Raw genomic sequence first — 13615 nt, forward strand, 5'->3', positions numbered from 1 at the left:
AATCCGCGGGAATTGATCGGGCCATTCGGGGGAGGCGCGCCCCGTCCCGCCCCGCCTCCGGCGGGCCCGGCGCGGGGGTCGCCGGAGGGGCCGGAGTGGCGTACGCCACACTGTGTGGCGGACCGGCGTATGAGGTGGGCCACGTGTCACCAGGCCGAACTCGCGTACGCTGACGGCTCACTCGCCCGTCGATGCCGGGCCCCCGGAGACACGCACACCACGTCCCCGCCGGTCCACCGAGCGCGAGGAACCCATCGGGAGGTAGGTAGATGTCCGGGACGACCACGGCCGGAGTCCGGCTGCGCCGAGCCGCCGACGGCGCCAACCGCTGGGTCGTCCTCGTCGTCCTCTGCCTCAGCCTGCTGGTGGTCGCGCTGGACGCGACCGTGCTCCATGTCGCGGTCCCCTCGGTCACCGAGGATCTCCGCCCGAGCGCCACCGGACTCCTGTGGATCGTCGACGCCTACCCCCTGGTCTGCGCCTCGCTGCTCATCCTCTTCGGCACGCTGGGTGACCGGATCGGCAGACGCCGCGTGCTGCTCTTCGGCTACGCGCTCTTCGGCGTGGCCTCCCTGCTCGCCGCGACCGCCGACACCCCGGCCGTTCTGATAGCGGCCCGGGCCCTCCTCGGCGTCGGCGGCGCGATGATCATGCCGGCGACCCTGTCGATCCTGCGCCAGGTCTTCCCGGACCGGCGGGAGCGGGCCCTCGCCATCGGGGTGTGGACCGCCGTCGCCGCGGTCGGCGCCGCCGTCGGGCCGGTCGTCGGCGGCTTCCTGGTCGAGCACTTCTGGTGGGGCTCGGTCTTCCTGATCAACATCCCGCTGATGGCGGTCATCCTGCCGCTCGGCCGCTGGCTGCTGCCGGAGTCGCGCGGCGCCGAGGACGGCCCGTGGGACGTGCTGGGCGCGCTGACCGCCGCCGCCGGGGTGCTCGGAGTCGTCCTCGGCGTCAAGCGCCTGGGCAGCGGCGGGGCCCTCCTGGACCCGGTCTCGCTGGGCCCGCTGGCCCTCGGGCTGGCGCTCCTGATCCTCTTCGTACGCCGCCAGAAGCGCCGTACACACCCGTTGATCGACATCTCGATGTTCGCCCGCCCGGCCTTCTCCACCGCCGTCGGCTGCATCGTGCTCGCCATGCTGGCCCTGGTCGGCCTCCAGCTGATCGCCGTCCAGTACCTCCAGCTGGTGCTGGGCCTCAGCCCGCTGGAGACCGGGCTGCGGCTGCTGCCGCTGACCTTCGCCGCGATGGCCGCGGGCGCCACCGGCTCGTACACCCTGCGCCGCGTCGGCCCCCGCAGGATGGTCGGCTGGGGCTTCGTCCTGACGGCCTCCTCCGTGCTGCTGCTCACCTCGATGGGCCAGCACGACCGGCCCGCCCTGCTGACGGCGGCCTTCGTCCTCCTCGGCTTCGGCCTCCAGTCGACGCTCTTCGGGGCGTACGAGTCGATGCTCAGCGACGCCCCCGCGGAACGGGCGGGCGGGGCCGCGGCGATAGGGGAGACCTCCTACCAGCTCGGCGCGGGCCTGGGCATCGCGCTCCTCGGCAGCGTCATGAACGCCGCGTACGCCCCCGGGCTCGCCTCCCTGCACGAGAAGGGTGTGCCCGCCCGGGCGGGCGCGGAGGCCTCCCACTCACTGGGCGAGGCCTACCAGGTGGCCGCGCAGCTCGGCGGCCCGGCGGGGGAGCTGCTGCGCTCCACGGCCCGGCACGCCTTCGTCGGCGGGCTGCACATCACGCTCTTCGTCAGCGCCGGTCTGCTGCTGCTCGGGGCGCTCGCGGCGCTGCGCCTGCCGAGGGTGATGGACTGTACGCAGAAGGAGCTCTGCGCCCTGGGCGACCAGGCCGCCGAGCCGAAGGTCCCCGGCCGCCAGGCCGCCGAGTCCCGGACCTCCGATCCTCGGACCGCCGGGTCCCGGACTTCCGAGCCCCAGACCTCCGGCGCCCTCCCGGCTCCCGCCGTCCCCGAGCGCCCCGCCCCGCGCCTGACGCTCCCCGCCCGGCGCGAACCGGCCGAGGCCACCGGCTCTGGACGAGCGGCACACTGAGCCGTAACGTCTCCACGACGTTTCGACTACCACTGCTAGTTTTCGGAGGGCCGCGGCCGACCCCCGCCCCTCCGCACACCGTGCGAGCCGCCGGAGGCGCCCTCATGTCCAGCACCGAGTCCGCGAAGCCGTCGAAGCTCCCGCCGTTCGACGCCACCGACCCCCTCGGCATCGACGATCTGCTCGGCCCCGACGACCTCGCGATCCGCGACACCGTCCGCACCTGGGCCACCGACCGGGTCCTGCCGCACATCGCCGAGTGGTACGAGAAGGGGGAGCTGCCCGGCATCCGGGAGCTGGCCCGGGAGCTCGGCGCGCTGGGCGCACTGGGCATGTCCCTCGACGGGTACGGCTGCGCCGGGGCGAGCGCCGTCCAGTACGGGCTCGCCTGCCTGGAGCTGGAGGCCGCCGACTCCGGGATCCGCTCGCTCGTCTCCGTACAGGGTTCGCTCGCCATGTACGCGATCCACCGCTTCGGCTCCGAGGAGCAGAAGCAGCGGTGGCTGCCCGGCATGGCGGCGGGCGAGATCATCGGCTGCTTCGGGCTGACCGAGCCGGACCACGGCTCCGACCCGGCCGGGATGCGGACGTACGCCAAGCGCGACGGCACGGACTGGGTGCTCACCGGCCGCAAGATGTGGATCACCAACGGCTCGGTCGCCGGGGTCGCCATCGTCTGGGCGCAGACCGACGAGGGCGACGAGGGCCGGGGCATCCGCGGCTTCGTCGTACCGACCGGCACCCCCGGCTTCTCCGCGCCGGAGATCCACCACAAGTGGTCGCTGCGGGCCTCGGTCACCAGCGAACTGGTCATGGACGGCGTCCGGCTCCCCGCCGACGCGGTGCTTCCGGACGCGAAGGGGCTGCGCGGCCCGCTCAGCTGTCTGAGCCACGCGCGGTACGGGATCGTCTGGGGCGCCATGGGTGCGGCGCGGGCCAGCTTCGAGTCGGCCCTCGACTACGCGAGGACCCGGGAACAGTTCGGCCGGCCGATCGGCGGCTTCCAGCTCACCCAGGCCAAGCTGGCGGACATGGCGCTCGAACTGCACAAGGGCATCCTGCTCGCCCACCACCTGGGCAGCCGCATGGACGCGGGGCGGCTCCGCCCCGAGCAGGTCAGCTTCGGCAAGCTCAACAACGTGCGGGAGGCGATCGAGATCTGCCGTACCTCGCGCACGATCCTCGGTGCCAACGGGATCTCGCTGGAGTACCCGGTGATGCGGCACGCGACGAATCTGGAGTCGGTGCTCACGTACGAGGGCACCGTGGAGATGCACCAGCTGGTGCTGGGCAAGGCGCTCACCGGTCTCGACGCCTTCCGGTGACCACGACACGTCCGACGGGGCGTGCCGACCGGAGACGCTGACCGGAACTTTCCGGCGAGCGCCCTGCTCAGCTCTGGTTGAAGAATCCGTCGGCCTTGCGGCCGGCGGATTCCCCGGCGACCACCTGGGTGTCGGCCGGGGAGAGCAGGAAGACCCGGGTGGCCACCCGGTCGATCGAACCGCGCAGGCCGAAGATCAGCCCGGCGGCGAAGTCCACCACACGCTTGGCGTCGGCGGGGTCCATGGCCGTGAGGTTGACGATGACCGGGACGCCGTCCCGGAAGAGCTCACCGATGGCCCGTGCGTCCCGGAAGCTGTCCGGGGTCACCGTGGCGATCCGGCGGTCCTGCTGCTCGGCCGTCTCGGCGGCCACCTGCACCCGGGGGTCGGTGACCCAGGCCTGGTTGCCCGTGCCCGTCTCCGTACCCTCGGCGTACTCGTCGTCGTAGTACCGCTCGTCGTTGTCCTCTACGAGGCCCAGCCACGCACTCGCCTTGCGCACCGATCCCATGGACGCCTCCTCTCAACCGCGGTTCCTTGGTGTTCCGCATCTCTTTCGTATCCCTATGGTCGTCCATGATGCGGATACCGCGCCAAGTGGATAGTCGCCGCACAGGTGATTCGTGACGTTACTGGTGCAGAACATGTGGCGGTTCGTCAAGGTTCCTCCTGCATAAGGCCGGTCCCGATGGGAAAATATGATGCGCCGGTCCGTACGGGTGACATGGGGGACGTACGGGTGAACGGATCGCCCGATACGATGCACGGCGCTCAGGTGTGCGAGCGGCGCGCACCGGCTGGAACGGCTCGCGGGGGATCGTCGTGTTCGGAATCGTGAGGCCCTGTACCCATCGGCTCTCCGAAGGTCTGCGGACCGAGTGGATGGCCCATCTCTGCGGTCTCTGCCTGGCCCTGAGGGCGGATCACGGGCAGTTCGCCCGAATTGTCACCAACTATGACGGTCTGATCGTCTCCGTCCTGACGGAGGCTCAGACGGGGGCCACCCCGGCCGGCCGGCGCACCGCCGGTCCGTGCCCGCTGCGCGCCATGCGGACCGCCCCGGTCGCCAAGGGGGAGGGGGCCAGGCTCGCCGCCGCCGTCTCGCTCGTCCTCGCCTCCGCCAAGGTCCGCGACCACGTCGCCGACCGGGACGGGCTGTTGGCCCGGCGGCCGGTCGCGGCGGCCGCGCGGCGGGTGGCGGCGGGCTGGGACCGGGCGGGTGCCCGTACGGGGGCGGCGCTCGGCTTCGACACCGCCCTCCTGGTCGACGCGGTCGACCGGCAGACCGGCATCGAGACCCTCGCGGGGCCCGGTACCCCGCTGCTGACGGTCACCGAACCCACCGAGACCGCCACCGCGGCGGCCTTCGCCCACACCGCCGTCCTCGCCGGGAAGCCGCAGAACGCCGCCCCGCTCGCGGAGGCCGGACGCCTCTTCGGGCGGCTCGCGCATCTGCTGGACGCCGTGGAGGACCGGGAAGCTGACGCCGCGTCGGGTGCCTGGAACCCGCTCACCGTGACCGGCACCCCGCTGACCGAGGCGCGCCGGCTCTGCGACGACGCGCTGCACGGCATACGGCTCGCGCTGCGTGAGGCCGAGTTCACCGATGGCCAGCTCGTCCATGTGCTGCTCGCCCATGAGCTGCGGCGCTCGGTCGACCGGGCCTTCGGCACGTCGTCCTGCTCGCACACGGGGCTGGAGGTGCCGCAGGGCTCCTTCGGGCCGCCCCCCGGCAATCCGTACGGCCCGACGCCGGGCAACCCGTACGGTCCGACGCCCGGCGGTCCGGCCGCCCCGCCCCCGCCCCGGCCGCCGCGCGACCGGCGCGGGCTGATCGCCGGGTGCCTGGTGTGGGCCGGGCTCGCCTGCACCTGCCAGATGTGCTGCGGCACCTTCGAGGACCCCTGGAGCCGGGAGCGGCGGGAAGGGCTGTGCAACGACTGCGGCGACTGCTGCGAGGCCTGCGACTGCTGCGGCCAGTGCGGCGAGGGCTGCTGCTGTTGCGGCGACTCCTGCGGGTGCGACTGCTGAGGCCGCAGGAGTCACCGGCGTCGGGCTACTTCGGCGTGGGACCCTTCAGCTCGGGCGGCGAGATCTGCGACGTCTCGATCGCGGACTCGGTGGTGCCCCACTTCTTCAGGATCCGGTCGTAGGTCCCGTCCTTCTTGAGCTGGTTGACCGCGGCCTGGAAGGCCGGGGTCAGCGGGCTGCCCTTCTTGAAGGCGAAGCCCACGTCCAGCCGCTTGAACTCGTTGAGGAAGCGCAGCCCCTCCTGCTGGGTCACCGCGTAGCGCAGTCCGTTGATGGTGGACATGTTCACGTCGGTGCGGCCCTGCTTGAGGGAGAGCCAGACCGCCGCCGGGTCGGCGTACGTCTTCACCTCGTAGGGCTTCTCGCCCTTCTCCGCGCACCGGGGCAGGTTCTCCTGGAGCGCGACCTCGAAGGTGGTGCCCGCACCCGTGGACACGTTCAGGCCGCACAGGTCGGTGAGGTCGGTGACCTCCTTCAGCTTGCTGTCCTCGCGGACGGCGAAGCCCTGGCCGTCGTTGATGTACGTCACGAAGTCGATCGTCTTGCGGCGTACGTCGGTGACGCCGAAGTTCCCCGTCCCCAGGTCGTACTTCCCGCTTCCGAGCGCCGGCAGGATCGCCTCGAAGGACGCCACCTCACGCTTCAGCTCCACTCCCAGCACCTTTGCCACCGCGTCCGCGAAGTCGATGTCCGCGCCGGACAGCGTGGTGCCGTCCGCCTCGTAGAAGGCTCCCGGCGGGGAGCCGGTGGCGGCCGCGATCCGCAGGGTGCCGGCCTTGCGGACCTCCTCGGGCAGCAGCTCCGCCACGGCGTCGACCTTCTTCACCGAGGACACCACGTCGGTGGTCGGGGTCTTCCCCTTGGCCTCGCCCTTGGCGGTGCCCGCCCCGGGCTCCGCCGGGTCCGCGCAGCCGGTCAGGGTCAGCGCGGCGGCGGTGATCAAGGCGAAGAGGGCACTGTGGCGCGATCTGGACATGGCTCTGTTTTCTCCGGGTTCGTCAAGGTATGCCGACCGGCCCCGGGCCCGGAAGGGCGCGGAGCGGCGACGGGAGGTTCAGCGGTGCGCGGGAAGGTACGGCGAAGCGAGGGGAGGGCGACGCGGTGTGGTGGAGGTGAAGTCACGCGAGGAACGGTGCTCGAACGCCTTCAGAGCAGGCGTGAGCAGGGAAAACCGGACAGCAGAGGGTCAGCTCAACAGGAAGAGGACCACACTCGACCGAAGTCGATGTGGGAGCGGGTGACCAGCCACTGCTGCGAATACATGGGGCCAGTGGAACAGGCATCCGGGTGCGCGTCAACTGACGTGAGACATAGAGCTCAGAGTGTGGACAGGCTTGACAATGCGCCGTGTTCACCGCTTATCTCGGAGGCGGACCGGCGCTGAGGGGCCCGGTCCGTGTGGTTCATGGTGTGAAGGTACGCCCCGTGTTCGATCTCAGCATCCACGGAGCCCTCGCATGCCCCCGCAGACCGATCTGCTGCCTCCCTCGTCCTCCGCGCCACCACCCGTCAAGCACGACGGCGACAGTGCGGTCCCCCGCATCGTCCCCGTACGCCGAACGGGCCGCTGGACAGCGGCTGTTGCCGTCCTCGTCCTCCTCGCGCTGGCGCTGAGCTCGGTCATCCGCAACGAGGCCTTCGAGTGGGACGTGGTCGTCTCCTACTTCGCCACCGCCTCCGTCCTGCGCGGTCTCTGGCTCACCCTGTGGCTCACCGCGGTCGTCATGGTGCTCGGCTTCGCCCTCGGGGCGCTCCTCGCCGTCCTGCGGCTCTCCGGCAACCCCGTTCTCCAGGCGGTCAGTTGGGGTTACGTCTGGCTGTTCAGGTCCACCCCGATCCTGGTCCAGCTGCTGTTCTGGTTCAACATCGGCGCCCTGTACCCGCAGATCCTCGGTGTCTCCACGGTCACCCTCATGGGCCCGGTCACCATCGCCGTCGTCGGACTGACCCTGCACGAGGCCGCGTACGCCGCCGAGGTCGTCCGCGGCGGCATCCTCTCCGTCGAACGCGGCCAGGTGGAGGCCGCCCAGTCCCTGGGGCTCGGGCCCTGGCGGCGGTTCCGGCGGATCGTGCTGCCGCAGGCGATGCGCTCCATCGTCCCGCCGGCCGGGAACATGCTGATCGGCACCCTCAAGGGCACCTCGATCGTCAGCATCATCGCCGTGCAGGACCTGCTCTACTCCGTCCAGCTCGTCTACCACCGCACCTACCAGGTCATCCCGCTGCTGCTCGTCGCCACCCTCTGGTACGCCGGGGTCACCTCCCTGCTGAGCATCGGCCAGCGCTATGTGGAGCGCTACTACGCCCGCGGTACGGCGGGTGCGCGATGAGCGCCGCACCCACGCTCGTGGTGATCGGCGGCGGCCCGCGCGGCACCGGTGTCATCGAGCGCATCGCCGCCAACGCCCGTGAGCTGTACGGGGACCTGCCCCTGGACATCCACCTCGTCGACCCCTACCCGGCGGGCGGTGGGCGGATCTGGCGGCCGGACCAGTCGCCGCTGCTCTGGATGAACTCCATGGCCGAGGACGTCACCATGTTCACCGACGAGACGGTGGAGCTGGCCGGACCGGTCGTCGCGGGGCCCGCACTGCACGCCTGGGCCGAGGACGTCCGCGCCGGGCGCGTCACCCCCGACGCCGAGCCCGCCGTACTGGCGGAGATACGCGGCCTGACCGGCCAGGACTTCCCCAGTCGGCGGCTCCAGAGCGCCTATCTGCGCTGGACCTACGACCGTGCCCTGGCGGCCCTGCCGCCCGGGATCACCGTGCACGAGCACCGCACCACCGCCGTCGCCGTCACCGGACCGCGCGGCTCCCGCCAGCGTGTACGGCTGCGGGACCGCACCGAACCTCTCCTCGCCGACCTCGTCGTCCTGACCGTGGGCCACCTCGACGCCGAACAGGAGCCAGAACAGGCAGAGTTGAGCGACTTCGCGGCGCGGCACGGGCTGATCCACCTGCCGCCCGACTTCACCGCCGACACCGACCTCACCGCGCTGCCCGCCGGTGAACCGGTCATCGTCCGGGGCTTCGGCCTCGCCTTCATCGACCTGATGGTCCTGCTCACCGAGGGGCGCGGCGGACGCCACGAGAACGGCGTCTACCAGCCCTCGGGACAGGAGCCCGTGCTGTACGTGGGATCCCGGCGCGGGGTCCCGTACCACTCGAAGATCGGCTACACCTGGACCGGTGAACGCCCGCCCCTGCCGCGCTACTTGACCCCCGCGTGGGCCGACGAGCTGCTGAGCCGCCCCGGCCCGCTCGACTTCCGGCGCGATGTGTGGCCGCTGGTCGGCAAGGAGCTCGGCCACGCCCACTACCACCGGCTGTTCACCGCCCACCCCGAGCGCACCGCCCTGGACCCCGAGGTCTTCGACGCGAAGTACGCAGCCGCCGATCCTGGCAGCCCCGAACTGGCCGACCTCGTCGCCGGTGCCGTACCCGACCCCGCCGACCGGCTCGACCTGGACGCGCTCGACCGGCCGCTGGACGGCGTGACGTACGAAAGCGCCGAGGCGCTCCAGGAAGGGCTGCGCGACTACATAACCGCCGACCTGACACGCCGTCACAACCCGGACCACAGCACGGATCTCGCAGTCTTCCTCGGGCTGCTCTCGGCCTACGCCCAGCTCATCCGGCTCGGCGACATCGGCAACTGGTGGCACGGCTTCTTCAGCTACCTCGCATCGGGCCCGCCCGGCCCCCGCCTGGAGCAGCTCCTCGCCCTCTCCCGGGCCGGCGTCGTCCGCTTCCTCGGCGCCTCCATCGCCGTGGAGGCCGACGAGGAGCACGGCGTCTTCCGGGCGAGCGGCGCCACCGTCCCCGGCGAGCACATCGAGGCCCGCGCCCTGGTCGAGGCCCGCCTGCCGGACCCCTCGCTCCGCCACACCGCCAGCCCGCTGCTGCGCACCCTGTACGAGGGCGGGGCCGCCGTCACCGACACGGGCCTGCTCTCGGTGGACCCGGGCGACAGCCGCATCGTCGACCGCGAGGGACGGCCGCACCCGCGCCGCTTCGCGCTGGGCCCGTTCACCACGGCACGCAACAGCGGCGCCTTCACCCGCCCCCGTACCGGCGGACCCGCGTTCCGGCAGAACGACGCCACCGCCCGGGCCGCGCTGGGCTTCCTGCGCGACCTCTCCTGTCACGGCCGCCTCGCCTCCTGAACCCGCCGCAGATCCTTCCCGTACCACCGCCACCACTGCGTCCAAGGAACCCCGCCATGTCGCTGACCAGCGATCCACCCATCGATCAACCCGCCGGGGCCCCCGACGGCCCGCCCCCCGGAAGAGCCGCCGACCCCGGCACCGACTACGGAGAGCTGACCGTCGTCCCGGCCCGCCACCCCTGGCGCTGGGTCGCCGTCGCCGTGACCGCGGTCCTGGTCGCCCAGTTCATCAACGGGCTGGTCACCAACCCCGGCTGGGAGTGGGACGTCTTCGCGCAGTTCTTCTCCGCGCCGGTCACCCTCAAGGCCGTCTGGCTCACCCTCCAGCTGACCTTCTACGGCACGGTCCTCGGCTTCGCGCTCGGCATCGTGCTGGCGTTCATGCGGCTGTCGGCCAGCCCGTTCCTGAGGACGGTCGCGTACGGCTACATCTGGACGTTTCGCTCGATCCCGCTCATCGTGCAGCTGCTGTTCTGGTTCAACCTCGCCTACCTCTACAAGGAGTTGCAGTTCGGCATCCCGTTCGGGCCGGGCTTCTTCACCTTCGACACGATGAACCTGGTCGGCGCGGTCAGCGCGGCCGTCCTGGGCCTCGCGCTGCACCAGGCGGCGTACGCGGCGGAGATCGTGCGCGGTGGCGTACTGGCCGTCGGCGGCGAGCAGTTGGAGGCTGCGGCCGCCCTCGGCATCCCCAAGTTCCGGCAGCTGCGCCGGATCGTGCTCCCGCAGGCGATGCGCTCCATCCTGCCCAACGCGGCCAACGAGATCATCTCGCTGTTCAAGGGCACCTCGATCGTCTCCGTCATGGCGATCGGCGAGCTCTTCTACCAGGTCCAGGTCGTCTACGGCCGCAGCGGCCGGGTCGTTCCGCTGCTGATGGTCGCCACCGCCTGGTACATCCTCCTGACCACCGCCCTCTCGGTCATCCAGTACTACGTCGAACGTCACTACTCCAAGGGGGCCGTGCGATGAGCGCACCCAGCGATGCCATGGTCGAGATCCGCTCCGTACACAAGAACTTCGGCTCCCTCGAAGTGCTGCGCGGTATCGATCTGTCGGTGCGGCCCGGCGAGGTGACGGTCATCCTCGGCCCCTCCGGCTCCGGCAAGTCCACCCTCCTGCGCACCATCAACCACCTGGAGAAGGTCGACCAGGGCTGGATCAGCGTCGACGGCACCCTGGTCGGCTACCGCAGGGACGGCAACAAGCTCTACGAGCTCCGCGAGCGCGAGGTGCTGCGCCAGCGGACCAAGATCGGCTTCGTCTTCCAGAACTTCAACCTCTTCCCGCACCTCACCGTGGTGGAGAACATCATCGAGGCGCCCGTCTCCGCGCTGCGCCGCCCCCGCAAGGAGGCCGTCGAGGCGGCGGAGAAGCTGCTCGCCCGGGTCGGCCTCGCCGACAAGGCGACCGCCTACCCGGCCCAGCTCTCCGGCGGTCAGCAGCAGCGCGTCGCCATCGCCCGTGCCCTGGCGCTGGAGCCCAAGCTCCTGCTCTTCGACGAGCCGACCTCCGCACTCGACCCGGAGCTCGTCGGCGAGGTCCTCGACGTCATCAAGGACCTGGCGCACGGCGGCACCACGATGATCGTCGTCACCCATGAGATCGGTTTCGCCCGTGAGGTCGCCGACACCGTCGTCTTCATGGACGAGGGCCGGATCGTCGAGCAGGGCCCGCCCGCCGACGTTCTGGACCACCCCACCCAGGAACGCACCCGCGCGTTCCTCTCCAAGGTTCTCTGAACCGCCTTTCCTGTCCTCTTCATTCGCACCGTCCCTTTCATCCGCATCACTCGCAAGGAGTACGTACGTGTCCGTCCGCCGCAGCATCACCCTCGCCATCGCCACGCTCACCGCCACCGGACTGCTCACCGCCTGCGGCAACCCCGACGCCTCCACCGATGTGGCCGCGTCCAAGGACAAGAAGGACACCGGTCTCAACACCAGTCCCGACCAGGACCGCCTCAGAGGCAAGAAGGTGGACGCCGTCGCCGGCCTCGTCCCCGAGGCGATCCGCGAGCGCGGCACGCTGAAGATCGGGGCGAGCGCGGACGCCGTGCCGCCGCTGGGCTTCTACGCCACCGACGACAAGACCCGGATCGGCTCCGAGATCGACATCGCCACCCTCGTCGCCGACACCCTCGGCCTGAAGCCGGAGTTCGAGCAGGTCTCCTGGGAGAACCTCTTCGTCGGCCTGGACAGCTCCAAGTTCGACGCGGTCCTCTCCAACGTCACCGTGACCGAGGAGCGCAAGGAGAAGTACGACTTCGCCACCTACCGCCTCGACAACATCGCCTTCGAGGCCAAGAAGGGCTCCGGCTGGAAGGTGAACGGTCCCGCCGACGTCGCCGGCAAGACGATCTCGGTCTCCTCCGGCACCAACCAGGAGAAGATCCTCGTCGAGTGGAGCGAGGAGAACGTCAAGGCCGGGCGGAAGCCGGTGGAGATCAAGTACTTCCAGAAGGAGAACGACTACTACCTGCCGCTCCAGTCGGGCCGCATCGACGCCCACCTCGGCCCGAGCCCGTCCGCCGCGTACCACGTGGCGACGGCCGGCCAGAGCGAGATCGCCGGACAGATCTCCGGCGCCGGCGGCGACCTCCAGGGCAAGATCGCCGCGACCACCAAGAAGGACAGCGGCCTGGTCAAGGCGTACGCCGCCGCGATCGACCACATCATCGAGGACGGCTCGTACGGCAAGGTCCTCAAGCGCTGGGGGCTGACCGGCGAGGCCGTGGAGAAGTCGGAGATCAACCCGCCCGGCCTGCCCAAGACCAAGAGCTGACCCACCGGACACCCCTCGCAGGACCGGCAGCCGGCCGGTCCTGCGGGGCCCGGCAGGTCTCCCTCTACGGGGCCTCGCGACGCCGATGACCACGACCGATGACTCACGACCGCCCCGCGAGGCCCCCGCCCGACCGTCGACCCGAGAGGTCCCGCAATGTCCGCCCGTACCCCCCTCCACCTGGCCGCCGAGATCGGCGGCCCGCCCCACTACGACGCCGGGCACTACCTCCGCCTCGCCCGGCTCGCCGAAGGCGGCGCCCTCGACTACGTCACCCTCGGCGACTCCTTCGCCCGCCCCGGGCTCGACGCGCTCGCGGTCCTCGCCAGGGTCGCGCCCGCCACCGACCGGATCGGCCTGGTCCCGACCGTCACCACCACCCACACCGAGCCCTTCCACGTCTCCTCGGCCGTCGCCTCCCTGGACTGGGTCAGCAACGGCCGGGCCGGCTGGCACGCCGACGTCTCCACCACCGAGGCGGAGGCCCGGCTCTTCGGCAGACGTTCCGCCGCCCCGCCCGCCGCCCTGTGGCAGGAGGCCGGAGAGGTGGCCGACGTCTCCGCGCGGCTCTGGGACAGCTGGGAGGACGACGCGGAGATCCGGGACACCGCGACCGGACGCTTCATCGACCGGGACAAGCTGCACTACGTCGACTTCGAGGGCTCCACCTTCTCGGTGCGGGGCCCCGCGATCGTGCCGCGCCCGCCCCAGGGCAGGCCCGTCACCGTCATCGACGCGACCAGCGCCCCGGCCAGGGCGGCGGCGGCCCGGCACGCCGACGTCGTCCACATCCGGGCCACCACCCCCGAGCAGGCCGCCGCGGTCCGGGAAGAACTGCGCGCCGGGGCGGCCGCCCACGGGCGCGACCCCGACGCGCTGCGGGTCCTGGTCGCGCTGACGGTCGACCTCGGGGACGTCGAGACGGCACCGGAACCCGGCCTGGAGAGCGGACCGCAACTCGCCGGGCGGGGCACCTACTTCCGGGGCGGCCCGGTCGACCTGGCCGACCTCATCGCCCAGTGGCACCGGGCGGGTGCGGCCGACGGCTTCCACCTCACGCCCATCACCCCGGAGCGCGACCTCGAAAGGATCGTCAACGGCACCGTGGCCCTCCTCCAGCACCGCAGTCTCTTCCGCACCTTCCATCCCGGCGGAACCCTGCGCGAACACCTGGGGCTCGTCCGCCCCGCCAGCCGCTACGCGGCCCCCAAGGCCGCGGCGGCCTCGTCGGCCTCGTCGAAGGAGGCCTGACCGTGCCCC

At 71.4% G+C, this 13615-nt stretch carries 11 protein-coding genes; 9 read left to right on the forward strand and 2 right to left on the reverse strand.

Annotation, left to right across the window (positions count from 1 at the left end):
• Positions 1-269 precede the first annotated feature (269 nt).
• Both IE264_RS28975 and IE264_RS28980 read left to right on the forward strand, forming a co-directional pair.
• On the forward strand, positions 270-2045 hold the full coding sequence (locus tag IE264_RS28975; RefSeq protein WP_032758271.1) for an MFS transporter: 1776 nt from the start codon (positions 270-272) through the stop codon (positions 2043-2045).
• A gap of 104 nt (positions 2046-2149) precedes the next feature.
• Positions 2150-3370: an acyl-CoA dehydrogenase family protein gene (locus IE264_RS28980; RefSeq protein ID WP_032758272.1), complete on the forward strand. Its 1221-nt coding sequence runs from the start codon at positions 2150-2152 to the stop codon at positions 3368-3370.
• Between the two features lie 67 nt (positions 3371-3437).
• Here IE264_RS28980 and IE264_RS28985 read toward each other — a convergent pair whose 3' ends face one another.
• Positions 3438-3881, reverse strand: coding sequence for a cell division protein SepF (locus tag IE264_RS28985; RefSeq protein ID WP_015607645.1), 444 nt, complete (start codon positions 3879-3881; stop codon positions 3438-3440).
• Positions 3882-4192: 311 nt separating this feature from the next.
• On the opposite strand from IE264_RS28985, the gene IE264_RS28990 reads away from it, so the two are divergent.
• Complete coding sequence (locus IE264_RS28990) at positions 4193-5401, forward strand: DUF5685 family protein (protein WP_032758427.1); 1209 nt, start codon at positions 4193-4195, stop codon at positions 5399-5401.
• Positions 5402-5426: 25 nt separating this feature from the next.
• On the opposite strand, the gene IE264_RS28995 is transcribed toward IE264_RS28990, so the two are convergent.
• Positions 5427-6377 (reverse strand): ABC transporter substrate-binding protein, encoded by a 951-nt coding sequence (locus tag IE264_RS28995; RefSeq protein WP_015607643.1) that lies wholly within the window; start codon positions 6375-6377, stop codon positions 5427-5429.
• 481 nt (positions 6378-6858) lie between these two features.
• Here IE264_RS28995 and IE264_RS29000 point away from each other — a divergent pair, with 481 nt between their 5' ends.
• The 6 genes from IE264_RS29000 (at position 6859) to IE264_RS29025 (ending at position 13606) form a co-directional block, all read left to right on the forward strand.
• Entirely contained in the window at positions 6859-7731 is an 873-nt protein-coding gene (locus IE264_RS29000; protein ID WP_015607642.1) for an amino acid ABC transporter permease, read from the forward strand.
• Entirely contained in the window at positions 7728-9569 is a 1842-nt protein-coding gene (locus IE264_RS29005) for an FAD/NAD(P)-binding protein (RefSeq protein ID WP_032758275.1), read from the forward strand. Before IE264_RS29000 ends, IE264_RS29005 begins: the two co-directional genes overlap by 4 nt.
• A 56-nt stretch (positions 9570-9625) precedes the next feature.
• A complete protein-coding gene (locus IE264_RS29010) occupies positions 9626-10543 on the forward strand; it encodes an amino acid ABC transporter permease (protein WP_032758277.1) in 918 nt (305 codons plus the stop codon).
• Positions 10544-10560: 17 nt separating this feature from the next.
• Positions 10561-11313 (forward strand): amino acid ABC transporter ATP-binding protein, encoded by a 753-nt coding sequence (locus IE264_RS29015; protein ID WP_032758278.1) that lies wholly within the window; start codon positions 10561-10563, stop codon positions 11311-11313.
• Between the two features lie 67 nt (positions 11314-11380).
• Positions 11381-12355 (forward strand): ABC transporter substrate-binding protein, encoded by a 975-nt coding sequence (locus tag IE264_RS29020; RefSeq protein WP_015607638.1) that lies wholly within the window; start codon positions 11381-11383, stop codon positions 12353-12355.
• A 156-nt stretch (positions 12356-12511) separates the two neighbouring features.
• Positions 12512-13606, forward strand: a complete 1095-nt coding sequence (locus IE264_RS29025; RefSeq protein ID WP_032758281.1) for an LLM class flavin-dependent oxidoreductase — start codon at positions 12512-12514, stop codon at positions 13604-13606.
• The last annotated feature ends 9 nt before the right edge of the window (positions 13607-13615 follow it).

The sequence above is a fragment of the Streptomyces microflavus genome (assembly GCF_014650075.1).
Classification (GTDB): Bacteria; Actinomycetota; Actinomycetes; order Streptomycetales; family Streptomycetaceae; genus Streptomyces; species Streptomyces microflavus.